This window comes from Paenibacillus sp. J22R67, assembly GCF_059692175.1.
This window is the reverse complement of record NZ_JCAUAX010000001.1, coordinates 585,236-609,416: the sequence shown is the minus strand read 5'-3', so window position 1 is coordinate 609,416 and position 24,181 is coordinate 585,236. Positions and strand designations below refer to the sequence as shown.

The following is a 24,181-nucleotide window of genomic DNA, read 5'->3' as shown; positions in this document are numbered from 1 at the left end:
TAAGGAGATCAACATGGAATTGACGTACATAGAGAAAATTAATGAGGCAGCAGCGTTTATTAAGCAAAAATTAGGTGGTGTCGCTCCTGTCATCGGTTTAGTACTGGGTTCAGGGCTTGGCGATATGGCGAATCAAGTGGAGAATCCGATTGCTATTGATTACAGTGAAGTGCCGCATTTCCCCGTTTCAACGGTTGAAGGGCATGAGGGACGTTTTGTCGCAGGCACACTTGAAGGTAAGCAAGTCATCGTGATGCAGGGTCGTTTTCATTATTACGAAGGTTATGATATGAAAAAGGTTGTCTTCCCTGTGTATGTGATGAAAGCGATTGGCGTTCATTCCGTTGTTATGACGAACGCGGCGGGGGGCATGAACCGCGGCTTCAAAGCCGGCGATCTTATGGTGATTAGCGACCATCTCAACATGACAGGCGACAACCCGTTAATTGGACCTAACCACAGCGAGCTGGGTGTTCGGTTCCCGGATATGTCCGAAGCGTACAGCCGCGATTATCGGGCGCTTGCGCACAAGCTTGCACAAACGGTAGTTGGAGAAGATGGCGTGCCTCTGAAGCTTCAGGAAGGCGTTTACGCAGGGATTACAGGACCTACCTACTGTACACCAGCTGAGCTGATGATGCTGGCTCGTATTGGCGGCGATGCGATCGGTATGTCAACCGTAGGTGAAGTCATCGCGGCCCGTCATGCAGGACTTAAGGTGCTAGGCATTTCCTGCATCACTGACATGGCGGTTGGCGAGGAGCTAGAGCCACTAACGCATGAGCAGGTTGTAGCGGTAGCTAATCGGACGAAACCGAAGTTCATCGCTTTGGTCAAAGCCTTTGTGCGTGACGTGCAATTGGGATAAAATGGCTCGTTATTTAATTCAATTTTTATATGAATACACATCTTAGGACCTATCCTTCTGAGGGAACTCATGTTAATATATAGTTAATTAGAACTATATATGAGGGTGATCTGGTTAAGGTTACCCGTTCCGGGGATGTGATGGAGCATGTCAGTCCAACAATTAATGGTAGCCAACTGTCCGCGCTGCGGAAGAGTGTTTCAGAAAAACTTGCGAAACCAATGTGCAGATTGCAGCAGGAGTTTGGATGGGAAGCTTCAGGGCTGTCTAGATTACTTGCGCCGAAATTATCGCTCTACCAATGAGCAACTAAACGCGGCTGTTGGTATAACAAGCGAGCAGATGTATGCGTGGATCAAAGAAGGAAAGCTGCTGCTCACGGATTATCCGAATTTGAACTATCCATGTGGCTCTTGCATGAAGCCGATTCGGCAGCATAAGCTTTGTCAGGATTGTACGTACCGAATCAGCCGAGATATTAAAGAGCTTCATGAAAAGCAACAAATCTTACAGCCTATAGCGCGAACAAAACAAACAACAATGTCTGGCGGTTTCCAAATTCGCGACAGACTAAGTGGTGTGTAATTTACTTCAGTGTGGGAAATAGTAAGGGTAATGTCCTCCGATAAGGGGGACGTTTTTACGAAGACTCATTCACAATTCCGTCACAAAATATTCAAGGATTTGCCACTAAACCTGTATGGGATTGTCTCGCGATGTTAGGTAGAATAGATGAAGTGAACACATTATGAGGGGGATATGCATGCAAAAGTGGATTTTCTTTGTGTTATTTATACTTGCGGGCGCACTGGGGCTGGGAGTCCTTTTTCAAGATATCTCTGATCGCCAAGAGGCGAAAGCAGCAGAGGAAGCCGGCAGCAAAATTCAACAGCTTAAGATTGCAGCTTCTAACTGGCAATTTGACGCTACGGACTACACGATCAAAAAGGGTGAACCTACGAAAGTTTCCTTGTCTCTAAAAGAAGGCGTACATGCGATTGAAATCAAAGGTTTGGATATCAAGCTGGATAAAGAAAACCCTTCAAAAGAAATTACGTTCGACAAACCGGGAACTTATGAGATTGAATGCGTACTTCCTTGTGGTGAAGGACATGCCAAAATGAAATCCAAATTAGTTGTACAATAAAAGAGAATACTAGTACAAAGGGGGCTCCTGCAGCTCCCTTTTTTCGATTTATCATTGAAGGAGGAACAAATATGAGAATGGTTGATTTAATACATAAGAAACGGTCCGGTGAGGTATTAACCGAACAAGAAATCACATTTATCGTTCATGGGTACACCAAAGGAGATATCCCGGACTACCAAATGTCAGCGCTATTGATGGCGATTTACTTCAATGGCATGATAAGCGAGGAGATTTCTGCGTTAACAATGGCTATGGCGGGATCAGGCGAAATGATTGATCTGTCGGAGATTGCCGGAATTAAAGTAGATAAGCACTCGACAGGCGGAGTAGGGGACAAAATCAGTCTGATTGTTGGGCCGATCGTCGCTTCCTTAGGAGTACCCGTGGCCAAGATGTCTGGGAGAGGTCTCGGCCATACTGGCGGAACCGTAGATAAGCTGGAATCGATTCCGGGCTTCCAAATTGAATTATCGAAGGAAGATTTTATTACGGCAGTGAATACGAATAAAATTGCCATTGTAGGTCAGAGCGGCAACTTGGCTCCTGCCGATAAGAAGATGTACGCGCTCAGGGATGTAACCGCGACGGTTGATTCGATCCCGCTGATTGCCAGCTCCATCATGAGCAAGAAGATAGCATCAGGCGCAGATGCGATCGTTCTTGATGTGAAAATCGGTTCAGGCGCATTCATGAAAACCGTTGATGACGCAAGAGTGCTTGCCCGGACAATGGTTGATATTGGGGTCAAACTGAATCGCAATACGATTGCGATGATCACCGACATGGAGCAGCCGCTTGGCCGCGAAATCGGCAATGCCAACGAAATTCGCGAATCCATCGAAGTGCTGCGCGGCACTGGCGACAAGGAGCTGACCGAGGTCGCGATTTCCGTAGCGGCATATATGTCGCTGCTGGGTAAGGTGTTTGAGAGCTTTGAACAGGCGCAGGAGGCTGTTCGCGACATTGTGATGAACGGGAAGGCGCTGGACACGTTCAAACGCTTTGTAGCGAGCCAAGGAGGAGATCCGAGGGTGGTGGATCAACCAGAGCTGCTGCCGACAGCGAGTTATCACTTTGAGGTACTTGCCGAGCTGGATGGCTATGTGAATCAAATCGATGCCGAACAAATCGGGATCGCCGCCATGTTGCTTGGGGCAGGACGTGCCAAGAAAGAAGATCAGATCGACTATGCCGTGGGTCTCACGTTGAATAAGAAGATCGGTGACGCCGTTCAGGCAGGGGAGTCGATTTGCACCATTCACGCGAATCGCGAGGACGTGAAGGAAGTCACGGCGATGATTCAAGGGGCTTATCGTATCGCTCCTACTCAGCCAGCACCTGTTCAGTTGATTTATGATGTAATTGTGTAACATACCGTCACGTAATGGGCTATTTCTTAGGTTTTCCAAACCTTTGAGATAGCTTTTTTTTATAGAGACCTGATCGATGGTAAAGGGCATTATGGCATAGGTGAGATTTTGATGTAAAAGATGCAGGTAATTTGGTGCAAACAGGTCGTTTGGAAGCACTTTGATGTAAAAAGTACAGCAAACATCCGCAAGATCGCGTATTTCAGGTAGCGTCAAGCAAATTTGATGTAGGTTTTGCAGGTAAAGTTCCGGCTGAAGGTCAACCCCACAAAATAGCTGTACAATTTACATTTTCCTTGCCGACTGCGAGGGTTTGGATATCGAGCGGGCAGGTATTTTTGTTTATGCTTATTTTCCTCCCGTTGGAATATTTTGATGGAAAATCGTCAAGACTGATTAGCAGTCATTCAAGCTGCAAGTGTCTGGTTTTCACTTCATAATCTCACAGGAGGGGTACAAAGGCTATGCGAAAAAAAGGGCTAATAAGTTTAATCTGTTTACAGTTATGTGTGATGCTAATCTTACCGGTTGCTTTTGCGGAAGAGAAGAAAGCGCCTACGGTCGATTTAACGCCGAATGCGCAATCCGCGGTATTGATGGATGCAGACACGGGCACAGTCATTGCGGAGAAAAACAAAGACACCAAACTTCCGCCAGCTAGTATTACGAAAATCATGACGATGCTTCTCATCATGGAAGCCATTGACAAAGGCAATATTAAAATGGATGAGAAAGTCCGGGTCAGTGAGTACGCAGCCTCTATGGGAGGTTCACAAATCTTTCTGGAGCCAGGCGAAGAAATGACCGTTCAGGAAATGCTGAAGGGCATTGCTATGGCGTCTGGTAATGATGCTTCGGTGGCTATGGCAGAGAAAATCGCAGGATCCGAAGAGAATTTTGTGCAAATGATGAACGAGCGCGCGCAGCAGCTAGGCATGCAAAACACGCATTTTTCAAACTGCAACGGTCTGCCAGTCGCTAATCACTATACAACAGCCAATGATATTGCTGTCATGTCCAGAGAACTGCTTAAGCATGAAGGAATTACGAAATTCACAGGTGCTTATCAGGATTATCTGCGGAAAGAATCACCAAACCCTTTCTGGTTGGTAAATACCAATAAGCTTGTACGCTTCTATAGCGGAGCAGACGGTCTCAAAACCGGTTACACAAGCGAAGCGAAATTCTGCTTATCAGCAACGGCCAAACGGGATAATTTGCGTGTCGTGGCTGTGGTGCTGGGTGAACCCAACACCAAAACGCGGAACGCTGAGGTCACGAAGCTGTTTGATTACGCTTTTGCGCAATATACCAACTATCCTTTATTCAAATCAGGCGATAGTCTGGGGAATTTTACGGTAAACAAAGGGCAAGTTTCGACAGTACCGTTAGTTGCGAAGCAAAATTATAGCATTTTAATGAAAAAGGGAACCGCTACAGATAACATTCGACATGAGCTGCAGTTGGAGCCAAACTTGAGAGCGCCAATTACGATGGGCCAGCCGATTGGTAAAATTGTCGTATACAGCGGGGATAATGTGCTGACCGAGTACCCTCTGGAGTCACCAGTTGCTGTGGATAAAGCGTCCTGGTGGAAGCTGTTCAAGCGTACGACCTCACACATGTTCCACACAGATAATTGATGAGATTTCGCGAATAAACAGGCTTTTCTTCTAGTTTTAGCGGTTTTCTTCTAGTTTTGTCGGGGGTGCAGGAGTTCCTAACTCAGTTGTAGAAACTTAAGTTTCATGACTTAATATAGGGATCTTTGAGTGTAGCTCAAAGTCTCTCAGCTGAGAGGAGTGAACATGGTTGAGCCTGCAAATTGAATTCGAGCAAGGCCGAAGAGCGCTGATTGTTAGATTAAAAGGCGAGCTTGATCACCATACTGCCGATGTTGTAAAGGCCAGGATGGAGGAAGCGATTGCCAAAGAGCATACGCATCACTTAATCCTGAGTTTGAAAGATCTTACTTTCATGGACAGTTCAGGTCTAGGCGTCATTCTCGGTCGCTACAAGCAGATTACGAGTAAAGGCGGCAAGATGGTCGTATGTGATGTTTCGCCTGCCGTCTACCGCTTGTTCGAGCTCTCCGGAATGTTCAAAATCGTATCGATCCAGGATAACGAACGTAATGCAATGTCCAGTCTGGAGGTTGCACTATGAGCGAACGGAATTTTATGACGCTGCAGTTTGCCAGTCGTTCTGAGAATGAAGCTTTTGCACGTGTTGCTGTTGCTGCTTTCGTTTCGCAATTGGACCCAACCTTGAATGAGCTAACCGATATCAAAACGGTTGTTTCTGAAGCTGTGACGAATTCGATTATTCATGGGTATAACAATAAACCAGATGGTGTAATTACCATTACAACGGAAATTGATGATGACATGGTCCGAATTACGATTGAGGACAAAGGTTCAGGCATTGACGATTTGGAACAAGCGAAACAGCCTCTCTACACATCCAAACCAGAACTCGAACGTTCCGGAATGGGCTTCACGATTATGGAAAATTTCATGGACGAAGTGGAAGTTGTGACGGCCGTCGGAATCGGAACCAAAATAAACATGTTGAAGCGAATAGAATCTAAAAAAGCTTTATACAATTAGGGGTTTGATCTATGGATGTCGATCTGAAGCATGCTTCTCACAGTTATTTAGACGATTCGGAAGTCAAACGGTTAATCGCCCTCAGCCAATCCGGAGATGGACTCGCCAGAGAAACACTCGTCAGCTGCAATATCCGCTTGGTCTGGTCTGTGGTTCAACGCTTTTTGAACCGGGGATACGAAGCCGAAGATTTGTTCCAGATCGGTTGCATCGGACTGCTCAAGTCCGTTGATAAATTCGATCTGTCCTATGATGTGAAGTTTTCAACCTATGCGGTGCCGATGATTATCGGCGAAATTCAGCGCTTCCTTCGGGATGACGGAACACTCAAAGTTAGCCGTTCGCTCAAAGAACTGGCTAATAAGATTCGCAAGACGAAGGACGAGTTATCTAAAAGGCTTGGCAGGCTTCCTACGATTAAAGAGGTGGCAGAAGAGCTTATGATCACGGCGGAGGAAGTTGTGTTCGCGCAAGAAGCGAATAAGCCGCTTTCATCGATTCATGAGACCGTTTTTGAAAACGACGGGGACCCCATTACGCTAATGGATCAAATCTCCGATGAAAGCGGTGAAAAGTGGTTCGAAAAGCTTGCGCTCAACGAAGCAATTGGGACGCTCTCCGAGCGGGAGCGGCTTATTGTCTACCTCCGCTATTTCAGGGATCAAACACAGTCGGAGGTTGCTAGCAGACTGGGTATTTCCCAAGTGCAAGTATCGCGATTGGAAAAGAAGATTTTGCAGTCGATCAAAGATCAGATTGCTCAATAACGAGTGTAATAGCAATAACCGTTCTCCATCTGGAGGACGGTTATTTTTTGTGGGTAGAGACATTTGCAAGATTTATGTATAATAAGTACTGCCAATAACGGTAAGGATTTTTCTGAAAGAGGAGAATCAATCCATGCATTTATCAGTTGGGGAGTGGGAAACTTGTTGTACGAGAAGTGGAAGGATTCGTGGTTTTTTAATGTACGAAAGGATGTTTTGTCCGGAATAACGGTGGCTTTAGCTTTAATTCCCGAGGCCATTGCTTTCTCCATTTTGGCTGGCGTAGACCCGATGGTTGGCTTATATGCCTCATTTATCATTGCACTTGTGATTTCATTTACCGGTGGACGGATGGGGATGATTTCCGCAGCAACAGGCGCGATGGCTTCTCTGATGGGGCCTTTGGTAGCGAAGTATGGCATAGAATATCTATTTGCAGCCACTATTTTAACAGGTGTCATTCAATACCTCATGGGCGTGTTTAAATTCGGCAAATTTATCACCTTCATTCCGCATTCTGTTGTCATTGGGTTTGTAAATGCACTTGCCATTATTATTTTCATGGCTCAACTACCCAGCTTCGAAGGTGCTAACTGGCAGATGTACGCCATGGTAGCAGGCACTCTGGTCATTGTGTACGGGCTGCCGCGGATTACCAAAGCCGTGCCTTCTGCACTAGTCGCGATTATTGTGATGACGATTATTTCAATCAATATGCATCTGGACGTGCGTACAGTAGGAGATATGGGAGAAATCACACAGACGCTGCCTTTCTTCCATGTCCCTGACTTCCATCTGTCCCTACAAGCGATCGGTGTCATTCTTCCAATATCCTTGGCTCTGGCTGTTGTCGGTATTACCGAATCCTTGATGACGGCTACAATCGTGGATGAGATGACGGAAACAAAAAGTGATAAAAACAAAGAGGTTCGCGGGCAAGGGATTGCCAACGTGTTCTCCGGTTTTTTTGGCGGGATGGCAGGTTGTGCGATGATTGGACAAACGGTGATTAATGTGAAATCAGGAGGCAGATCGCGTCTATCCACCTTTGTGTCTGGCGTATTTTTACTATTCTTGATCATGGTGCTTGGCAACGTCGTTAAGCAAATCCCGATGGGGGCATTAGTCGGTGTCATGTTCATGGTGTCCATCGGCACTTTCGATTGGAAATCCCTAAGAACGATAGCCAAAATTCCAAGAAGCGACGCGTTGGTCATGGTGATTACTGTTGCGATCGTAGTTGCAACTTCTAATTTAGCAATTGGGGTTTTGTCAGGGGTTACACTAAGTGCTCTCATCTTTGGATGGAGATCGGCAAAGATCAAGGCCTTCACTTCGCTAGATTCTAATGGGGCCAAAACGTACCGTGTTTCCGGTCAATTATTTTTTGGTACAATGACCTACTTTATTGATTTATTTGATTATAGAAATGACCCGGATACGATAACGATTGATTTCAGCAGCTCACACGTATGGGATCACTCCGCTGTTACGGCCATCGCTAAAACCATTGCAAAGTATGAGCAGCTGGGTAAGACGGTCATCTGCATTGGTTTAAATGAGGAAAGCAAGCTATTGGTGAAGCAAGCAAGCTAAACATATTAAGTATGCAAATATCATGAAAAATGAAAAAGAGCCGCTATTTACCCGACGATCAACTGGGTATGGCGGCTTTTTTTTATTCACCTACGCCTATCGTGCAGAATATCTGGTGTCAGAATAAAATCTTACGCAGTAAATTCCACATATACCAACGATGGTATAGATGATTCGACTTAACGCCGAAGATTCCCGATGGGAATCCCCACCCAGTATAGCTGAAACTAAATCCCATTCGAAGAGCCCAACTAAAAGCCAATTCAGCGCACCAATAATCACTAGTGTTAACGCTAGTTTTGCCATGTTATCACCTTCTTTGTATGGAATAAGTTATCGTTATTCATTTCTTACTATGCCAAGTAGAGAGAAGCTTTATTCCTGGAGAATTTACCATTGAAGCGGGCGATTATGGGTAGGAAACATTTTGCATACTACTCCTATACATGGATGATACCCGTAAGTATTGAAGGGAGTGAGACCATGGTTATGACTGGAGCTCCATATCTGTATATTCGGCTCAGGCGTAGAGCGAATGTTCGCAAAGGAAGTGTCGTACAACTGCGGCATATCGCTCAAATTATCGTGGAACCTGACTATGAAACGGCTTTAAACGAGCTGATTATTCATAAGCCGCAGCAGGAGGATGGCAACCGCGTCCTGATTGATATGATGCTGATTGTTCGAAAAGTGAAAGAGCGGTACCCGGAGCTGCAAATTGAGCATTTCGGGGAACCGCATGTGCTTCTTGAGATTTTTTCTGATAATAAAAAAGCAAGTCCAGTGCTAATCGGATTGGTATGGCTTCTGTTGTTCATTGGATCAGGTTTGGCCATTATGAATTTCCATGCAGATGTCTCCATGCTTGAGGTTCACCAAAGGATTTACGAGCTGATGACGGGGAAAAAGGTAGAGCACCCGCTCATTCTGCAAATTCCGTATTCCCTTGGCATAGGTGTTGGGATGGTTATTTTCTTCAACCATTTGTTTAAAAAGAAATTCAATGAGGAACCTAGTCCGCTAGAAGTCGAAATGTTCATGTATCAGGAGAATATCAACCATTATGTGATCACCGAAGAGTATATGAAAATTCATGAGGAAGGGGAGTCGAAGTGATGACTCTTCTTGGGGAAGTCCTTCTGATTGCTTTTATCGGTTTAGCAGGAGGAATTGCCGTTGGAAGCGGTATGGTGGCATTCCTTGTGGTTCTGGACATTATCCCGAGGCTAGCGCAGATCACACGATCATTTTCCAAAATACACGCTTATGAAGCTGCGGTTGTTCTGGGTTCCCTTTTGTTTACCTGGGTAGATTTTAGCGATTTGAAGGTGCACCTATTTCCAATTGGTACTGCGCTCGTTGGGCTATTTGCTGGTTGCTTTGTTGGTATGCTGGCAGCAGCGCTAACTGAAATTATTAATGTGCTGCCGATCCTTGCTAAGAGGGTGGGCATGGGTTCCTATATGATTTTGCTGCTCATGGCGATGATTTTCGGCAAAGTATTTGGATCCTTGTTTGAGTGGTTGTTTTATTAAGGATTAAAGGAGGCGCTCGGCGTGAAGGTAATTGTCAAAACAGGACATGACAACGAACATGAACACGAGAATGGCAATGAATCTAAAGAAAAATTAGACAAATTAGCGATTGATGAGGAAGGGAATTTATCCGAGTATAATCCGATTACGAATATGACCCCTGAGGAAAAAGAACTCAAAATTCAGGAGGACATTCCAGATAATTTGAAGGATGTAACACGAGTTCTCGAGGAGCGCGTTGGCCTAAACCGCAGCTTCGATCTTGTGCTTAGAGAAATGGTGTTCGGTTCTAAAAGAGTAGGGATCTTCTACTGTAATGGGTTCGTCAAGGATACCGTTCTGACTGATATTCTGACACGTCTATCCTATGCCGGTGAAGAGAGCGTTTCGCACCATACCCTAGAAACCTTCATGGATAAGCTAATCCCGCATAATCAAGTTAAGTCCTATAAGAAAATGTCCGAAATCGTCGGGCAGGTGTTAATGGGTGGGACCGCATTCTTCATTGAAGGAGAAACAGCTGCTATCGCCGTCGATGTCAAGAGTTATCCCGTGCGTTCGATTGGCGAACCGGATCTGGAGCGGGTAGTCAGAGGTTCACGGGACGGATTCGTAGAAACCTTATTAATGAACGTGACACTCGTTAGACGAAGAGTACGCGATGAGCGGCTGAAGCTGGAAATTATGCAAATTGGCAAGCGAACCAAAACGGATGTCTGCATCGGTTATATCAATGACATTGCCAATTCGGATTTGGTCGATGCTGTGAAAGATAAAATCAGCCAAGTGCAGATTGATGGTCTTCCACTTGCTGAAAAGCAGTTGGAGGAAGCTATCGTTAGTAAAGGCTGGAACCCCTATCCGATGGTGCGTTACTCAGAACGACCTGATGTCGTATCCGCCCATTTGCTGGAAGGTCATGTCTGCTTGTTTGTAGATACATCACCAAGCGTCATGATATTGCCGACGACCTTCTTTCACCATGTACAGCATGCAGAAGAATATAGACAAACGCCGTTTATCGGCACCTATTTAAGGTGGGTACGGTTTGCCGGGATTATGTCCTCGATCTTCCTGCTTCCGCTTTGGTTTATGATGGTGATGGATCCTTCTTTAAAACCTGCCGGTTTGGAGTTTCTTGGGCCACAGAAAGAAGGAACACTGCCGCTGATTGTGCAGTTCCTAATAGCTGATATTGGGATCGATCTGATGCGGATGGCCGCGGTGCATACCCCATCTCCGCTCGCTACTGCGATGGGCTTGGTGGCGGCCATTCTGGTCGGCGATATTGCCGTTAAGACGGGCTTGTTCATCAATGAAGTGATTCTGTATCTGGCTCTTGCATCCATTGGGATGTTTGCTACACCAAGCTACGAGTTGGGGCTTGCCAACAGGATCGTCAGGCTGGGCCTGCTAATTGCCGTGGCTATCTTCCATGTCCCGGGTTTTGTTGTGGGATCGACCTTGTGGCTGATCTGGCTTGCTACAAGAAAGTCCTACAATGCCCCTTACATGTGGCCGCTCATTCCATTTAATGCGAAAAGCTTTTTTACGATTCTTCTTCGCCGTCCTTTGCTGGCAGCCAAAACGCGTTTAAGCATTACAAAACCGATCGACGGCACACGTCAACCTAAACCTTAATAAACTAAAAGGACAAGGGATTTTCATCTTGTCCTTTTTACGATTTAGGGCAGGAAGGATATTGTCAAATGCGCTTTTCCTATGTTACCTTAAATAGTAATGCGCATTCGGCCGTTTGAACGGAATATGAGTAGCAGCAGGTTCAGGGTGAGGGGGAAATGAAGCTATGTATTTGCATGGTACAAGTAAAATTAACGGTCAAGGTCACCTTGAAATCGGTGGTGTCGATGCAACGAAGCTGGTTGCTGAATATGGTACACCTTTATATGTGTTTGACGAAACTCTTGTGCGTGAACGTTGCCGCGAGTTTGTAGAGGCTTTCAAAGCGTCTGGTCTTAAATTCCAAGTGGCTTACGCAAGTAAAGCTTTCTGTGTGATGGCAATGTGCCGCATTGTTGAAGAAGAAGGAATGTCCCTTGACGTTGTTTCCGATGGTGAGTTGTATACGGCTCTTCAAGCTGGTTTCCCAGCTGAGCGGATACATTTTCATGGCAATAACAAGACGATTGATGAAATCGAAATGGCGATTGATGCGAAAATCGGCTGTTTCGTCGTAGATAACTTTATTGAGCTCCAAATGCTGAACGCCATTGCTGGTGAGAAGCGTCAGAAAGTGAAAATTTTACTGCGTATTACGCCAGGTGTTGAAGCTCATACGCATGAATATATTTCGACAGGCCAAACGGATTCCAAGTTCGGTTTCGACTTAGGCAACGGTTCCGCATACAGTGCGGTAGAAGAGGCCTCTAAGCTTAGCCATTTGGAACTGCTCGGTATTCATTCTCACATTGGCTCGCAGATTTTTGAAGTGGAAGGTTTCCGCATGGCTGCTGAGAAAATGGCAAGCTTTGCTGTTCAAGTTCGTCAAGAAATTGGCGTTACGTTCAAAGTCATTAATCTTGGCGGAGGTTTTGGCATCCGTTATGTGAATGAAGATACTCCGCTTCCGGTTGCTGTATATGTGAAAGCTATTACGGATGCGATTAAAGATAATTTCGGGCGCAACGAATATCCGCTTCCCGAAATCTGGGTAGAGCCAGGTCGCAGCATCGTGGGAGATGCAGGAACGACCTTATACACCGTTGGAACAACGAAAGATATTCCTGGTGTTCGTAAATATGTATCTGTTGACGGCGGCATGACAGATAATCCGCGTCCTGCCTTGTATGAGGCTGTGTATGAGGCAATGCTGGCGAACCGTGCTACAGAGGAGCCTACAGAGGTCGTCTCGATTGCTGGCAAATGCTGTGAAAGCGGCGATATGCTTATTTGGGATTTGAACCTCCCAAAAGTGAACACAGGTGACGTGCTTGCAGTCTCTTGCACAGGCGCATATAACTATGCCATGGCAAGCAACTACAATCGTATCCGCCGTCCAGGCGTTGTTTTCGTAAGCGAGGGGCAAAGTGATCTCGTCGTGAAACGTGAGACGTTCGACAACATTGTCGGGAACGATCTAATTCCTGCGAGAATGAAGCAAGTGAGTAAAACAGTTTAGAATAGAAAATAGCCTGGATTTCCAAGCTGATTAAGGGCTATCCCTCAGGTCATTCGCGACCGGAGGGGTGGTTTTTTTGACTTTCAGGGAACTGTGGTTCGCTATTTTTCTGTAAAGCAACAATTTCCGTGTGTAAGGGGAACTATACTCCACTATTTTATCGATTTCACCTAAAAAACGCGCCATGGAGGACTAATAGGACCCTAGCTGGATTTTCGCCCCACTTAAGCTACGTAGCATGAGAGATGTACATTTTCTCAGCTAAAATAGGCATAGATAGAGAGCCGATTTATTCTCGTGAAATAGCTATGTTTGTGAAATGCATCTTTTCATAGTAGAATAAGATATTATTGTCTAAAGGAGTGGACCACAATGGCCAAACAAGCAAAAATTAAACTAGCAGGCGGTGGCGAGGTTCTAATCGATCTATTCGAGAATGACGCGCCAAATACCGTTGCCAACTTTGAAAAATTAGCAAACTCCGGTTTCTACAACGGACTTGTTTTTCATCGCGTAATTCCAGGATTCGTCGCACAAGGCGGTTGTCCATCCGGCACAGGAACTGGTGGCCCAGGCTACCAAATCAACTGTGAAATCAACCCTAACAAACATGAGCGCGGCTCCTTGGCTATGGCTCATGCTGGCAGAAATACAGGTGGAAGCCAGTTCTACATCGCTTACCAACCACAGCCGCACCTTGATGGACAACATACTGTTTTCGGTAAAGTGTCCAAAGGTATGGAACTAGTCGATGCTTTCAAAGGCAAAGATTTGATGGAAAAAGTGGAAGTTGTAGAAGTTTAATTCAAATAGGTAAAAATTGCGAAGAACCTGCTGATAATCGTCAGTAGGTTCTTTTTTTCGTCGGTTATTTCTAAGGGAAGGGAAATTTTCAGTAGCGTTGGGGAACTGTAGGCAGCTAACGGACAGCAGAGCCGCTATTCACGATAATAGCGTGAAAAATGGTCATGAATTAACCGAATAACGCCTCTGGAGTCCGTCAGAGCTGAGAAATGAGGGATTTAACGGGAATAACGGCTGCGAGGTCCGTTAAATGGGGCAGAGTTTGCATACGCTAGTCTGGCACCGGCAAGTAGCTGAGCTCCAACGATGATTTTTATCGTTGTGGTACGCGTTGACCACGCATGAGCAGCCGCAACGATGTAAAACATCGTTGGAAGCAACAGGTGGTGCAGAACTAAGGTTATATAGTAGTTACAACGATGAATTTCATCGTTGTAGTACGCGTTGACCGCGTATGAGCAACTGCAACGATGTAAAACATCGTTGGAAGCTGAGGAGCTGAGGAGCTGGGGGCTGGAGGGCTGCAGAGGAACAGAGCTGTTGGACTTCAGCTAACGGACAGAGCTGACCTTATCGCGAGGAAATAGGGCTCTGTGAACTTCTAACGGACAGCAGAGCCGCTATTCACGATAATAGCGTGAAAAATGGTCGTGAATTGACCGAATAACGCCTCTGGAGTCCGTCAGAGCTGAGAAATGAGGGATTTAACGGGAATAACGGCAGTAAAGTCCGTTAAATGAGGGCACAGTATGCCCACGCTAGTCTGGCGCCGGCAAGTAGCTGTGCTACAACGATGAATTTCATCGTTGTGGTACGCGTTGATCGCGCACGAGCAGCCGCAACGATGTAAAACATCGTTCGAAGCCGCAGGTGGTGCAGAACTAAGGTTATATAGTAGTTACAACGATGAATTTCATCGTTGTAGTACGCGTTGACCGCGTATGAGCAACTGCAACGATGTAAAACATCGTTGGAAGCTGAGGAGCTGAGGAGCTGGGGGCTGGAGGGCTGCAGAGGAACAGAGCTGTTGGACGTCAGGTTACGGACAGAGCTGACCTTATCGCGAGGAAATAGGGCTCTGTGAACTTCTAACGGACACCAGAGCCGCTATTCACGATAATAGCGTGAACAATGTCCGTGAATTGACCGAATAACGCCTCTGGAGTCCGTCAGAGCTGAGAAATGTGCCAATTAACGGGAATAACGGCAGCGAGGTCCCTTAAAAGAGGGCCGAGTCTGCACACGCAAGTAAGTTCAGTTCAGCAGGGAGCATAGCGTTTTCCCAAAAATAGCGCGGCAATAAATTTAAGTCGCAACCGGGTTGAAGAGGTGCAAAAAGAGTCGCTTTTTGTAGGGTGAGTTAAAAAAGACCTTGCTTTTTCGATGAGTGAGTGATAAATTTTTCATAAGTTACTTTTCATATGTGTGCAAACCTTCGGGGCGTGGTGAAATTCCACACCGGCGGTGATTCGACTGCAGGCTGTTTTATCTGCTATCGATTAGTCCGTGACCCGTTTTGAAGCTAGCGGTACCTGATATACAGCTTCGCTACGGCTGACCCGGTGAGAATCCGGGACCGACAGTATAGTCTGGATGGGAGAAGGAATACGCGAATATTAGATTCGCTATGCATGCTTGTACATTTTTTCACGAGAACAAAAATTCGGCAGGTCTGTGCTTTCGCATGGAAACGTCGTGCTTGTTTGATTTGATCAAAAATGCAGCAAGTGTGGATGGATGAAGCTTCTTCGTGTTACCTAAACAATCTCTGGCCCCTATCCGATATACGGAGGGGCCTTTTTGCATTCTATTTCAAAATAGCTTGGAAAGGCAGTGAACACACATGCATGTCATGAATGATGAAGCTTATATGAGGCTGGCTCTGCAAATGGCCGAGAGTGCTCTTGGTCAAACAGGGATTAATCCCGTTGTCGGATGCGTTCTGGTGAAAGAGGGACGTATCGTGGGGATGGGGGCGCATCTGAAGCGCGGACATGGCCATGCTGAGGTTCTTGCTTTGCAGATGGCAGGCGAGGAAGCGAAGGGCAGTACGGCGTATGTCACACTTGAACCGTGCAGTCACTTCGGTAAGACACCGCCGTGCAGCGACCGTCTCATTGAAGCGGGTGTTACCCGCGTTGTCGTTGCGGGCACAGACCCGAACCCGCAGGTTGCTGGCACAGGAATCGCCAAACTGCGTGCCCATGGCATCGACGTGTCCGTTGGGCTGCTGGGAGAGGAAGCCTCAGCAATGAATGAGGCTTTCAACAAATACATCGTCACGCGGATGCCCTTCGTGACATTGAAAACGGCCAGCACGCTCGATGGCCGCATTGCCTCCAAGACAGGCGACAGCAAGTGGATCACGTCGCCTGCATCACGCGCATTCGTGCATAGCCTGCGCCATCGGCACCAGGGTATCATGGTCGGCGTCGATACTGTCATCGCTGACGACCCGCGCTTAAGCGCGCGCGGCGACGTACCGGCTGTGCAGCCGGTGCGGATCATCGCGGACTCGCGCTTGCGAGTCCCGCTGGGCGCCCAGGTGCTCACCGAGCAGGATCGTCAGCCGACGATTCTGCTCGCGACCGCACAGGCGCCCGCAGAGCGGCGTGCCGCGCTGGAAGCGCGCGGCATCACAATCCTCACCTGCGGAGATGGACCGCAGGTGGACTTGGCGCTCGCCATGCGGCAGCTCGGCGAGCGAGAGATCGGCTCCATCCTCCTCGAGGGTGGAGGCAAGCTTAGCGGCGCCATGCTGGAGCGGCGCCTGCTGGATAAGCTGGTGCTGATGTTTGCGCCGAAAATTATCGGCGGCGGGCAGGCAGCACCCATGAACATCTCCTTCGAAGGCTTCGCGAAGATGGATGATGCAATTACGCTCGACCGGTTAAAGGTCGAGCAGTTCGGACCGGATGTATGCCTAACTGGGTATCCGGTTTATAAGAGCTAACGAATGGAGGGCTGTCATGTTTACCGGCATTATTGAAGAAATCGGCCACATGCGCCGCATTCATAGCGTAGGTCAAGCTATGGTATTAACGATTGGTGCGAGAAAGATCCTTGAGGATGTTCATCTGGGGGACAGTATTTCGGTGAATGGTGTTTGTCTGACGGTCATTTCGTTTGATAATGATTCTTTCTCCGTAGACGTGATGCCAGAAACTTACCGGAAGACGAATTTACGCAAGCTGCAGGCTGGCACACGCGTGAATTTGGAGCGAGCGATGGCGGCAAATGGCCGCTTCGGCGGTCACATCGTGCAAGGACATGTGGATTCAACAGCAACGATTATTTCGCGTATTCCAGAAGAAAATGCGGTTGTTTATCGGTTCGAACCAGAGGATAAACACATTTTCAGATATATTATAGCTGGCGGTTCGATCACCATTGACGGGATCTCCTTAACGGTGGTTGATGTCACTGAGCGCGACCTGGCGGTTTCGATTATTCCGCATACACTGGCTCAAACCGTTCTGCATGATAAAAAAGCAGGAGATACTATTAACATGGAATGCGATGTTCTGGGCAAATATATGGAACGACTGCTAAAGTTCGGTCCTGCTGATGCCTCAGGAGGCAGCGCTAAAAAGCAAAGTACGCTTTCCGCAAGTTTTCTGGCGGATCATGGCTTTATGTAAGAGAGACTAACTTACAACGATAGTTTGGTTAGGAGAGGTGAATATGACAGAAATAAAATTCAGTACAATCGAAGAGGCACTGAAGGATCTTAGTTTAGGGAAAGTAATCATCGCTGTGGATGATGAAGATCGTGAGAACGAAGGAGACTTTATCGCACTGGCGGATAAAACGACCCCGGAAGTGATTAATTTCATGATCAAAGAAGGTCGCGGGCTTGTCTGCACGCCGATTACGGAAGAGCGGGCTCAAGAGCTTGATTTGCCGCCGATGGTCGCTAGAAATACCGATTATCATGGTACAGCCTTCACGGTCTCTGTAGACCATGTAGAGACAAGTACGGGAATTTCCGCACATGAGCGTTCAAGAACGGTTATGGGCTTGATTAATCCAGATACTAAACCACAGGATTTCCGTAGACCAGGTCATATTTTCCCGCTAATCGCCAAAAAAGGCGGCGTACTCCGTAGAGCTGGGCATACAGAAGCAGCGGTTGATCTGGCTGTTTTATGCGGGTCTTATCCTGCAGCGGTTATTTGTGAAGTCATCAAGGAAGACGGGACAATGGCTCGGGTTCCGGATCTTATGGAACTTGCCCAGAAACATGATTTGCGTATTATCACGATTCAAGATCTGATACACTATCGCAATCAACAGGAAAAATTAGTTGAGCGTGAGGTCGAAATTAAGCTTCCTACGGATTTCGGTACATTTAAAGCGATCGCCTATACGAATCAACTGGATAACAAAGAGCATGTTGCCCTTGTCAAAGGTACAATTGACCCTTCCAAACCCACATTGGTACGTGTACATTCCGAGTGCTTAACTGGAGATGTTTTCCATTCTCATCGCTGCGATTGCGGTCCTCAACTTGACGCTGCATTAAAACAGATTGATGAAGAGGGCAATGGTGTATTATTATATATGCGACAGGAAGGTCGCGGCATCGGTCTAATCAATAAATTAAAAGCTTATGCTTTGCAAGAGCAGGGATTAGACACCGTAGAAGCGAATATTAAGCTTGGCTTCGCTCCAGATCTTCGTGATTATGGAATTGGCGCGCAGATCCTTAAAGATCTTGGGATTACGCAACTGCGTTTGTTAACGAACAACCCTCGCAAAATTAAGGGGCTGGAAGGCTACGGTCTTGAAGTCGTTGAACGCGTTCCGATTCAAATGGCAAGCAAAGAGGACAACGTGAATTATTTGCGGACGAAAAAGCAAAAGCTTGGCCACATCCTGAGTTTTCATGATTCCGGCAGCGGGATCTAACCTAACTTACAAATAACGGTTTTTATATAGAAAAGGAGAATTTAATCATGGCTACAATTTATGAAGGACATTTAATCTCGCAGAATTTGAAATATGGTATTGTCGTAGGTCGTTTCAATGAATTTATTACTTCCAAATTGCTTGGTGGCGCGCAAGATGCGTTGAAACGTCATGGCGTGTTGGAAAGTGAAGTTGATATTGCATGGGTACCAGGCGCTTTCGAACTTCCTCTTATTGCTCAAAAAATGGCCGAGAGCGGGAAATACGATGCTGTTATTACCCTTGGTGCTGTCATTCGTGGGTCAACGCCTCACTTTGATTATGTGTGCAGCGAAGTTGCGAAAGGTGTATCCGCAATTAACCTGAAAACTGGTGTACCAACGATCTTCGGTGTTTTAACTACGGATTCAATCGAGCAAGCCGTTGAGCGCGCGGGAACGAAAGCCGGCAACAAAGGTTGGGAAGCGGCAGTAACGGCAATTGAGATGGCCAACTTGACGAAGCAATTCACTTCCTAATGCTTTCTTATTATCATCTGGAATCACTGCTTCCCAGGCTGCTTGCCTTCCTGATTGCTATGACGCTCCATGATGCTGCGCATGCAGGAGTTGCTTGGCTGCTCGGTGATCGGACAGCGCGGGACAGCAAACGCTTATCGCTTAACCCCTTGGTACATTTAGATGCCTTGGGGTTGGCGATGATTGTTTTTGGTCCATATGGCTGGTCGAAGAAAATGCCGGTTGAGGCTTTGCAGTTTAAAAGGCCAAAACTTTATCATACAATCGTGTATGCAGTAGGTCCTTTTACTAATTTGCTGCTCGCTTTGTTCTTCTGGTGGCTCTATTTCTTTCTTCCATCATTTCTTGGAGGAGCATCCGAGTCGATCGTTGTGGAACAGTGGCGAGTCTATTTGCAGTACGGCGTCATCGTCAATCTCATGATTTCTTTCATACATATGTTACCGCTTTATCCGCTAGATGGTTGGTATATACTGAAAGGCCTTATTCCTCCGAAAAATCAAAGATGGATGGATCGCAATCGGCGATACGCACTTATTCTTGTCATCGTTTTGATGATTACACCGACAGGGCAATGGGCACTAGAACATATTTATCCGTTTGCCGCGCAGTTTGTTATGAATATATTTTCACTATGACAAGGGGGAGATTACATGAAAGTTACCTATAAGTTAGAAGCTTTTGAAGGCCCCCTTGATCTTTTGCTGCACCTTATCGATAAAGATGAACTTGACATTTATAATATTCCAATCAAAGAAATTACAGATCAGTATCTAGCTTATGTACAAGCCATGCAAGAGTTGGAGTTGGAGATTACAAGTGAGTTTCTTGTGATGGCCGCTACACTTCTCTCTATCAAAAGCAAAATGCTGCTGCCTAAGCCGCCTGTTATTGAATTTGACGAATATTTTGACGATATGGACGATGAGCTTGATCCACGCGCAGAGTTGGTCGCTAAACTTATTGAATACAGAAAGTACAAGTCTATCGCTGATATGCTCAGAGACAAAGAAGTAGAGCGGAGCTTGGTGTATACGCGTGAGCCAGAAGACTTGACGCCATTCCTTCCTCATGTGCAGGAGAACCCAGTTGAGGGGCTGGACGTTGCTGATTTGCTATTCGCTTTTCAGCGGACACTTCGCAAGCTGGTGAACCGTAATATAGTTACTAGAATTCGAAGAGATGAGATTTCCGTCAAAGAACGGATTAGAGAGGTTATGGATTTGCTAAAAGTAAAAGGCGGCAAGCTGCTTTTCTCGAAGTTGTTCGATTACGAAATGACCCGGGAAGAGATCGTCGTTACCTTTTTAGCCATTCTTGAATTGATGAAAATGAAAAAAGTCGTATGCTATCAATATCAATTATTTGAAGATATCGTTATTCAAGCCAAAGAGGAGGTCTCCGACATTGACACTCAGTTTTCCACAGATGAAATCAATTATTGAAGGACTGCTCTTTGCCTCTGGTGACGAAGGATTGGATGCCAAGCAGTTAGCTGAGGTCATGGAGCTAGATTTATACATCGTTCGTGATTTGCTCAAGGATATGCGAACGGAATTTAAACGTAAGGGAAGAGGAGTTCAGATCGTCGAAGTGGCTGGTGCTTATCAGTTAACCACTTTGGCCGAGCATGCGCCTTATTTTGAACGTCTGGCTTATACACCCTCTCGTTCATCTTTATCGCAAGCAGCGCTTGAGACCTTATCCATCGTTGCTTATAAACAGCCAATTACAAGAGTCGAAATCGAAGAAATACGCGGTGTGAAATGTGATCGCGCTTTGGCTACCCTGGTAGGAAAAGATCTTATTTTAGAAGTCGGACGAGCAGATGCTGTAGGGAAACCGATCTTGTATGGGACATCCAAGCAATTTCTGGAGTACTTCGGGCTCAGTTCCATCCAAGAACTGCCGGATTCAGGCAGCTTCCAAGGCAATTTTGATTTGGAGGAAGAAACTCGCATGTTGTTTGATCGGATGGGCGGGGATCAGAAACAGATTACGCTCGATGATGTTTCGGAGGAAACCGAGTAACGATAAATGCATTTCATTTCCTAAATTAGCTCATACTAACTCTACTTGCCAGAAGATATCTTCTAGCTGTAGAGTTTTTTTGTTAAGGGGGAGAATGGGTTTGTTGTGGGTAGGATTCGTGCTTCTAGTCGTCATCCTTGCCATTATCATTGTGCTGCTCAGTTTCATTCGGGGAGAGTTTTATTTCTCTAGGGTGAAAGATAATGACACACTTTCTTTGGAGATGCGTGCGTTATTTGGGTTAATTCGCTATCGCTACGTCATCCCCATTATACAATTTAAAGGATTCACGAAAGGGATCCTTATTAAATCTGAAATCGTGAGTAAAACATACGCAAAGCTGAAGGATGAGAGTAAGGATCATATTACGAAGGACAAAGTGATTCAATTTTATAAAGAGACAAAAGACGTTCTGGTTCATACCCTTAATCTGTATGATTGGACGAAACAGACCTTAGCTAAAGTGGAATGTACGGAGCTCAAATGGATTACACGCGTAGGTGTCGGAGATGCACCGGAAACGGCTATTACGACGGGAGCGATTTGGGGAATCAAATCATCGCTTCTAGGGTTTACCATGCGCTTTGTTCAGGTAAAAGCAACGCCGCGGGTAGATGTGATACCGCAATTTAATGAGAAACACTTCTCAACGGAAGTAAGGGTTGCAGCCCGAATCCGCGTCTGGCATATGGTTTATGCAGGCGTCAGGTTGATGGCAAGAGCCGCTAAAGTAAAAGGCGGCATACGGAAGTGGATTCAATTAGCTCTCAAAGCAAAGTCAAGGCTTAAAACAGCTTCGTGATGTACATAACGATATTCCTCTAAGGGTACTCTAAAAAAGAACCAATATTGGTCTTAGACGCTTAAGCTTCCGATGCCAGTTTTTAATGGCGAAAAACGCTAAGGAGGAATATTATCATGTCAGAACACCCGATTCAAGGACTCATGAAAGTCGCCATGGAAAATATCAAAGAAATGGTCGACGTGAACACGATTGTGGGAGACCCGGTTGAAACCCCGGATGGTAGTGTCATTATGCCAATATCCAAAGTCGGATTTGGTTTTGCAGCGGGCGGCAGCGAGTTCGTGACCGATTCCGAAATTGAGATTGATGGCGGTTCGATGGGCAAAAGCGATGCGCTGAATGCAAAGGTTTCCCTTCCATTCGGAGGAGGCAGCGGCGGCGGGGTTTCCATTACACCTATTGCCTTCCTCGTTGTTGGCAAAAATGGCGTTAAGGTTGTTCCTCTCGACAACCAGACGCATATTCTGGAGCGCCTCATAGATTCTGCGCCGCAAGTCGTAGACCGGATTCAAAGTATGATCAAGGGCTTCAACACGAAGCCAGGCACAGTGGGAACAAACAGCGCGAACAACGTAACGAATATCGAAAATCAAAACTTCATCGTATAAGTGATCTGTTATCGTCTGGGCTGTCCTTTGTGACAGCTTTTTTTCATTTGTGCTCACAACAAGTAACGAAGATAAATATATACATGTGCAAGAAGTAAAGAAACCAACGTAATAGGAACGCCGACTTTTAAAAACTCCAAATAGCTAAAACCTTTCCCCTCTTTGGCCGCGAGGCCTGCCACGATGACATTCGCTGACGCACCGATAATGGTGCCATTTCCACCTAAACAAGCCCCCAAAGCAAGTGACCACCATAGCGTGTTAATTGGCGCTGAATCTACGGCAAGGCCGAGTCCGTCAGCCATATCTTTGATAAGAGGAATCATGGTTGCGACAAACGGAATGTTGTCAATGGTTGCCGAAGCCAGACCGGAGCCCCAAAGAATGAGCAAGGAGGCGCTTTGAATATTGCCTTCTGTCACATCCAGCGCAAGCATTGCCAGCTTTTTAATCAGTCCAACCTCTTGAAGTCCCCCGACTAGGCTAAATAATCCTGCAAAGAAGAAAATCGTCACCCACTCAATCGAGGCCAAGGCTTTTTCGACATCGTGCTCCTTTAATCCGAAAAGCATCAGTAAAACCGCACCCGTAATCGCAACAACTGCCGCGTCTACATGGATGACCGCATGAAGCATAAACCCGATAAGGGTCAGCGCTAAGATGATAAGAGATTTGACCATAAGCCGCTGATCTTGGATAACCTCTCGCTCATTCATCTCCATCAATTTGGCTTGGCGTTCAGGATTGGGATGCATCTGCTTTCGGAACATAAGGTAAAGCAGGACAAGGGATACAATCAATATGATTAGAGCAATCGGTCCAAGATGGATCAGAAAGGCATTAAACGTTAAATGCGGATTCGCAGATCCGATCATGATGTTAGGCGGATCGCCTATTAACGTAGCGGTTCCCCCAATATTAGAGGCAATGATTTCAGCCATAAGAAAAGGGACAGGGTTTATGTCCAATATGCGCGTGATCGCGATCGTAACAGGGACAACAAGCAAAACTGTCGTTACATTGTCCAAAAGGGCAGAACCAAGCGCTGTTAACGTGGATAGAACAAGCAATATCCTCATAGGATCACCTTTTACAGCTTTGGCTGCGCGTATGGCAACAAACTGAAATACACCTGTCTGGTTTGTGATACCCACAAGGATCATCATCCCGATTAACAAGGTGATGGTTTCCCATTCGATGTATTGCTCGAATACTTTGTGAACATCCAGGATACCCGCGAAAACCATGATCACTGCACCGAGTAAGGCGATCACAGCACGATTGATTTTTTCCGAAATAATGAATGCATAAGTGACTAAAAAAATAATTAAAGCAATCCAAGTAAGCATGGTTGACCTCCACCTTCTTCCATTTAGTTATGACACAAGCGAGTGGCTGCTAAACCTTATTTCCCGGGAGTACCCGAAAAATGGCAAAAAGGAGCCTGCAATGACAGGCTCCTCCGGTGAT

The 24,181-nt window shown here is 46.2% G+C and carries 27 protein-coding genes and 1 riboswitch; of the genes, 23 read left to right on the top strand and 4 right to left on the bottom strand.

Translation table 11 applies throughout. The features are described from left to right. Positions 1 to 13 precede the first annotated feature (13 nt). The 9 genes from AC58VC_RS02970 to AC58VC_RS02930 all read left to right on the top strand — a co-directional run bounded on the left by AC58VC_RS02970 (position 14) and on the right by AC58VC_RS02930 (position 8,360). Positions 14 to 868 carry a purine-nucleoside phosphorylase gene (locus tag AC58VC_RS02970; RefSeq protein WP_497367354.1) on the top strand — a complete coding sequence of 285 codons (855 nt, stop codon included), beginning with the start codon at positions 14 to 16 and terminating at the stop codon, positions 866 to 868. A gap of 147 nt (positions 869 to 1,015) precedes the next feature. Further along, positions 1,016 to 1,453 (top strand): flagellar protein, encoded by a 438-nt coding sequence (locus tag AC58VC_RS02965; RefSeq protein WP_497367353.1) that lies wholly within the window; start codon positions 1,016 to 1,018, stop codon positions 1,451 to 1,453. A gap of 178 nt (positions 1,454 to 1,631) precedes the next feature. Further along, complete coding sequence (locus AC58VC_RS02960; RefSeq protein WP_145655378.1) at positions 1,632 to 2,015, top strand: cupredoxin domain-containing protein; 384 nt, start codon at positions 1,632 to 1,634, stop codon at positions 2,013 to 2,015. A 71-nt stretch (positions 2,016 to 2,086) separates the two neighbouring features. Beyond that, positions 2,087 to 3,388, top strand: coding sequence for a pyrimidine-nucleoside phosphorylase (locus AC58VC_RS02955; protein ID WP_497367352.1), 1,302 nt, complete (start codon positions 2,087 to 2,089; stop codon positions 3,386 to 3,388). 464 nt (positions 3,389 to 3,852) lie between these two features. Further along, positions 3,853 to 5,031, top strand: a complete 1,179-nt coding sequence (locus AC58VC_RS02950; RefSeq protein ID WP_497367351.1) for a D-alanyl-D-alanine carboxypeptidase family protein — start codon at positions 3,853 to 3,855, stop codon at positions 5,029 to 5,031. Between the two features lie 169 nt (positions 5,032 to 5,200). Then, a complete protein-coding gene (gene spoIIAA, locus AC58VC_RS02945; protein ID WP_127458238.1) occupies positions 5,201 to 5,554 on the top strand; it encodes an anti-sigma F factor antagonist in 354 nt (117 codons plus the stop codon). Continuing rightward, complete coding sequence (gene spoIIAB / locus AC58VC_RS02940) at positions 5,551 to 5,997, top strand: anti-sigma F factor (RefSeq protein ID WP_497367350.1); 447 nt, start codon at positions 5,551 to 5,553, stop codon at positions 5,995 to 5,997. The genes spoIIAA and spoIIAB overlap by 4 nt, the downstream gene beginning before the upstream one ends. An 11-nt stretch (positions 5,998 to 6,008) precedes the next feature. Next, entirely contained in the window at positions 6,009 to 6,764 is a 756-nt protein-coding gene (gene sigF / locus AC58VC_RS02935; RefSeq protein WP_029192952.1) for an RNA polymerase sporulation sigma factor SigF, read from the top strand. Positions 6,765 to 6,926: 162 nt separating this feature from the next. Further along, positions 6,927 to 8,360: a SulP family inorganic anion transporter gene (locus tag AC58VC_RS02930; protein WP_497367891.1), complete on the top strand. Its 1,434-nt coding sequence runs from the start codon at positions 6,927 to 6,929 to the stop codon at positions 8,358 to 8,360. Positions 8,361 to 8,456: 96 nt separating this feature from the next. Here the strand turns inward: AC58VC_RS02930 and AC58VC_RS02925 are convergent, their stop codons facing one another. Next, positions 8,457 to 8,666: a DUF378 domain-containing protein gene (locus AC58VC_RS02925; RefSeq protein ID WP_497367349.1), complete on the bottom strand. Its 210-nt coding sequence runs from the start codon at positions 8,664 to 8,666 to the stop codon at positions 8,457 to 8,459. A 177-nt stretch (positions 8,667 to 8,843) separates the two neighbouring features. On the opposite strand from AC58VC_RS02925, the gene AC58VC_RS02920 reads away from it, so the two are divergent. The 5 genes from AC58VC_RS02920 (at position 8,844) to AC58VC_RS02900 (ending at position 13,838) form a co-directional block, all read left to right on the top strand. Further along, positions 8,844 to 9,476, top strand: coding sequence for a stage V sporulation protein AA (locus AC58VC_RS02920; RefSeq protein ID WP_497367348.1), 633 nt, complete (start codon positions 8,844 to 8,846; stop codon positions 9,474 to 9,476). Continuing rightward, positions 9,476 to 9,895 (top strand): stage V sporulation protein AB, encoded by a 420-nt coding sequence (locus AC58VC_RS02915; protein WP_497367347.1) that lies wholly within the window; start codon positions 9,476 to 9,478, stop codon positions 9,893 to 9,895. The genes AC58VC_RS02920 and AC58VC_RS02915 overlap by 1 nt, the downstream gene beginning before the upstream one ends. Before the next feature lie 21 nt (positions 9,896 to 9,916). After that, entirely contained in the window at positions 9,917 to 11,536 is a 1,620-nt protein-coding gene (locus AC58VC_RS02910; RefSeq protein ID WP_497367346.1) for a spore germination protein, read from the top strand. A gap of 166 nt (positions 11,537 to 11,702) precedes the next feature. Next, positions 11,703 to 13,034, top strand: a complete 1,332-nt coding sequence (gene lysA / locus AC58VC_RS02905) for a diaminopimelate decarboxylase (RefSeq protein WP_497367345.1) — start codon at positions 11,703 to 11,705, stop codon at positions 13,032 to 13,034. Positions 13,035 to 13,406: 372 nt separating this feature from the next. Continuing rightward, positions 13,407 to 13,838, top strand: coding sequence for a peptidylprolyl isomerase (locus AC58VC_RS02900; protein ID WP_161408448.1), 432 nt, complete (start codon positions 13,407 to 13,409; stop codon positions 13,836 to 13,838). 218 nt (positions 13,839 to 14,056) lie between these two features. Here AC58VC_RS02900 and AC58VC_RS02895 read toward each other — a convergent pair whose 3' ends face one another. Together AC58VC_RS02895 and AC58VC_RS02890 are read right to left on the bottom strand one after the other, a co-directional pair. Further along, complete coding sequence (locus tag AC58VC_RS02895) at positions 14,057 to 14,206, bottom strand: hypothetical protein (protein WP_497367344.1); 150 nt, start codon at positions 14,204 to 14,206, stop codon at positions 14,057 to 14,059. A gap of 364 nt (positions 14,207 to 14,570) precedes the next feature. Continuing rightward, positions 14,571 to 14,693 (bottom strand): hypothetical protein, encoded by a 123-nt coding sequence (locus AC58VC_RS02890; RefSeq protein WP_497367343.1) that lies wholly within the window; start codon positions 14,691 to 14,693, stop codon positions 14,571 to 14,573. A gap of 572 nt (positions 14,694 to 15,265) precedes the next feature. Further along, positions 15,266 to 15,447: riboswitch (FMN riboswitch) on the top strand. A gap of 234 nt (positions 15,448 to 15,681) precedes the next feature. Between AC58VC_RS02890 and ribD the strand changes: the two genes are divergently transcribed. The 9 genes from ribD (at position 15,682) to ytfJ (ending at position 22,711) form a co-directional block, all read left to right on the top strand. Then, positions 15,682 to 16,791 (top strand): bifunctional diaminohydroxyphosphoribosylaminopyrimidine deaminase/5-amino-6-(5-phosphoribosylamino)uracil reductase RibD, encoded by a 1,110-nt coding sequence (gene ribD / locus AC58VC_RS02885; RefSeq protein WP_497367342.1) that lies wholly within the window; start codon positions 15,682 to 15,684, stop codon positions 16,789 to 16,791. A 16-nt stretch (positions 16,792 to 16,807) separates the two neighbouring features. Continuing rightward, positions 16,808 to 17,479, top strand: coding sequence for a riboflavin synthase (gene ribE / locus AC58VC_RS02880; protein WP_497367341.1), 672 nt, complete (start codon positions 16,808 to 16,810; stop codon positions 17,477 to 17,479). Positions 17,480 to 17,522: 43 nt separating this feature from the next. Beyond that, entirely contained in the window at positions 17,523 to 18,749 is a 1,227-nt protein-coding gene (locus AC58VC_RS02875) for a bifunctional 3,4-dihydroxy-2-butanone-4-phosphate synthase/GTP cyclohydrolase II (protein WP_497367340.1), read from the top strand. 47 nt (positions 18,750 to 18,796) lie between these two features. Beyond that, complete coding sequence (ribH, locus tag AC58VC_RS02870) at positions 18,797 to 19,267, top strand: 6,7-dimethyl-8-ribityllumazine synthase (RefSeq protein WP_161408453.1); 471 nt, start codon at positions 18,797 to 18,799, stop codon at positions 19,265 to 19,267. Further along, on the top strand, positions 19,267 to 19,905 hold the full coding sequence (locus tag AC58VC_RS02865; RefSeq protein WP_497367339.1) for a site-2 protease family protein: 639 nt from the start codon (positions 19,267 to 19,269) through the stop codon (positions 19,903 to 19,905). The genes ribH and AC58VC_RS02865 overlap by 1 nt, the downstream gene beginning before the upstream one ends. Before the next feature lie 15 nt (positions 19,906 to 19,920). Continuing rightward, positions 19,921 to 20,712 (top strand): segregation and condensation protein A, encoded by a 792-nt coding sequence (locus AC58VC_RS02860; protein ID WP_497367338.1) that lies wholly within the window; start codon positions 19,921 to 19,923, stop codon positions 20,710 to 20,712. Continuing rightward, a complete protein-coding gene (gene scpB / locus AC58VC_RS02855; RefSeq protein WP_145656000.1) occupies positions 20,696 to 21,298 on the top strand; it encodes an SMC-Scp complex subunit ScpB in 603 nt (200 codons plus the stop codon). The genes AC58VC_RS02860 and scpB overlap by 17 nt, the downstream gene beginning before the upstream one ends. Before the next feature lie 100 nt (positions 21,299 to 21,398). Then, the gene (locus tag AC58VC_RS02850; RefSeq protein WP_497367337.1) at positions 21,399 to 22,100 is read left to right on the top strand and encodes a DUF2953 domain-containing protein; all 702 of its coding nucleotides are present in this window, start codon (positions 21,399 to 21,401) and stop codon (positions 22,098 to 22,100) included. A gap of 116 nt (positions 22,101 to 22,216) precedes the next feature. Further along, entirely contained in the window at positions 22,217 to 22,711 is a 495-nt protein-coding gene (gene ytfJ, locus AC58VC_RS02845) for a GerW family sporulation protein (protein ID WP_497367336.1), read from the top strand. A 53-nt stretch (positions 22,712 to 22,764) separates the two neighbouring features. Here the strand turns inward: ytfJ and AC58VC_RS02840 are convergent, their stop codons facing one another. After that, the gene (locus AC58VC_RS02840) at positions 22,765 to 24,060 is read right to left on the bottom strand and encodes an ArsB/NhaD family transporter (protein ID WP_497367335.1); all 1,296 of its coding nucleotides are present in this window, start codon (positions 24,058 to 24,060) and stop codon (positions 22,765 to 22,767) included. Between the last annotated feature and the right edge of the window lie 121 nt (positions 24,061 to 24,181).

What these genes read in the sequence shown, in the direction of transcription:
- AC58VC_RS02970 (WP_497367354.1), top strand. Translation starts at nt 14, where the DNA reads ATGGAATTGACGTACATAGAGAAAATTAATGAGGCAGCAGCGTTTATT.
- AC58VC_RS02965 (WP_497367353.1), top strand. Translation starts at nt 1,016, where the DNA reads ATGTCAGTCCAACAATTAATGGTAGCCAACTGTCCGCGCTGCGGAAGA.
- AC58VC_RS02960 (WP_145655378.1), top strand. Translation starts at nt 1,632, where the DNA reads ATGCAAAAGTGGATTTTCTTTGTGTTATTTATACTTGCGGGCGCACTG.
- AC58VC_RS02955 (WP_497367352.1), top strand. Translation starts at nt 2,087, where the DNA reads ATGAGAATGGTTGATTTAATACATAAGAAACGGTCCGGTGAGGTATTA.
- AC58VC_RS02950 (WP_497367351.1), top strand. Translation starts at nt 3,853, where the DNA reads ATGCGAAAAAAAGGGCTAATAAGTTTAATCTGTTTACAGTTATGTGTG.
- spoIIAB (WP_497367350.1), top strand. Translation starts at nt 5,551, where the DNA reads ATGAGCGAACGGAATTTTATGACGCTGCAGTTTGCCAGTCGTTCTGAG.
- sigF (WP_029192952.1), top strand. Translation starts at nt 6,009, where the DNA reads ATGGATGTCGATCTGAAGCATGCTTCTCACAGTTATTTAGACGATTCG.
- AC58VC_RS02925 (WP_497367349.1), bottom strand. Translation starts at nt 8,666, where the DNA reads ATGGCAAAACTAGCGTTAACACTAGTGATTATTGGTGCGCTGAATTGG.
- AC58VC_RS02920 (WP_497367348.1), top strand. Translation starts at nt 8,844, where the DNA reads ATGGTTATGACTGGAGCTCCATATCTGTATATTCGGCTCAGGCGTAGA.
- AC58VC_RS02915 (WP_497367347.1), top strand. Translation starts at nt 9,476, where the DNA reads ATGACTCTTCTTGGGGAAGTCCTTCTGATTGCTTTTATCGGTTTAGCA.
- lysA (WP_497367345.1), top strand. Translation starts at nt 11,703, where the DNA reads ATGTATTTGCATGGTACAAGTAAAATTAACGGTCAAGGTCACCTTGAA.
- AC58VC_RS02900 (WP_161408448.1), top strand. Translation starts at nt 13,407, where the DNA reads ATGGCCAAACAAGCAAAAATTAAACTAGCAGGCGGTGGCGAGGTTCTA.
- AC58VC_RS02895 (WP_497367344.1), bottom strand. Translation starts at nt 14,206, where the DNA reads ATGTTTTACATCGTTGCGGCTGCTCATGCGTGGTCAACGCGTACCACA.
- AC58VC_RS02890 (WP_497367343.1), bottom strand. Translation starts at nt 14,693, where the DNA reads ATGTTTTACATCGTTGCGGCTGCTCGTGCGCGATCAACGCGTACCACA.
- ribD (WP_497367342.1), top strand. Translation starts at nt 15,682, where the DNA reads ATGCATGTCATGAATGATGAAGCTTATATGAGGCTGGCTCTGCAAATG.
- ribE (WP_497367341.1), top strand. Translation starts at nt 16,808, where the DNA reads ATGTTTACCGGCATTATTGAAGAAATCGGCCACATGCGCCGCATTCAT.
- AC58VC_RS02875 (WP_497367340.1), top strand. Translation starts at nt 17,523, where the DNA reads ATGACAGAAATAAAATTCAGTACAATCGAAGAGGCACTGAAGGATCTT.
- ribH (WP_161408453.1), top strand. Translation starts at nt 18,797, where the DNA reads ATGGCTACAATTTATGAAGGACATTTAATCTCGCAGAATTTGAAATAT.
- AC58VC_RS02865 (WP_497367339.1), top strand. Translation starts at nt 19,267, where the DNA reads ATGCTTTCTTATTATCATCTGGAATCACTGCTTCCCAGGCTGCTTGCC.
- AC58VC_RS02860 (WP_497367338.1), top strand. Translation starts at nt 19,921, where the DNA reads ATGAAAGTTACCTATAAGTTAGAAGCTTTTGAAGGCCCCCTTGATCTT.
- scpB (WP_145656000.1), top strand. Translation starts at nt 20,696, where the DNA reads ATGAAATCAATTATTGAAGGACTGCTCTTTGCCTCTGGTGACGAAGGA.
- ytfJ (WP_497367336.1), top strand. Translation starts at nt 22,217, where the DNA reads ATGTCAGAACACCCGATTCAAGGACTCATGAAAGTCGCCATGGAAAAT.
- AC58VC_RS02840 (WP_497367335.1), bottom strand. Translation starts at nt 24,060, where the DNA reads ATGCTTACTTGGATTGCTTTAATTATTTTTTTAGTCACTTATGCATTC.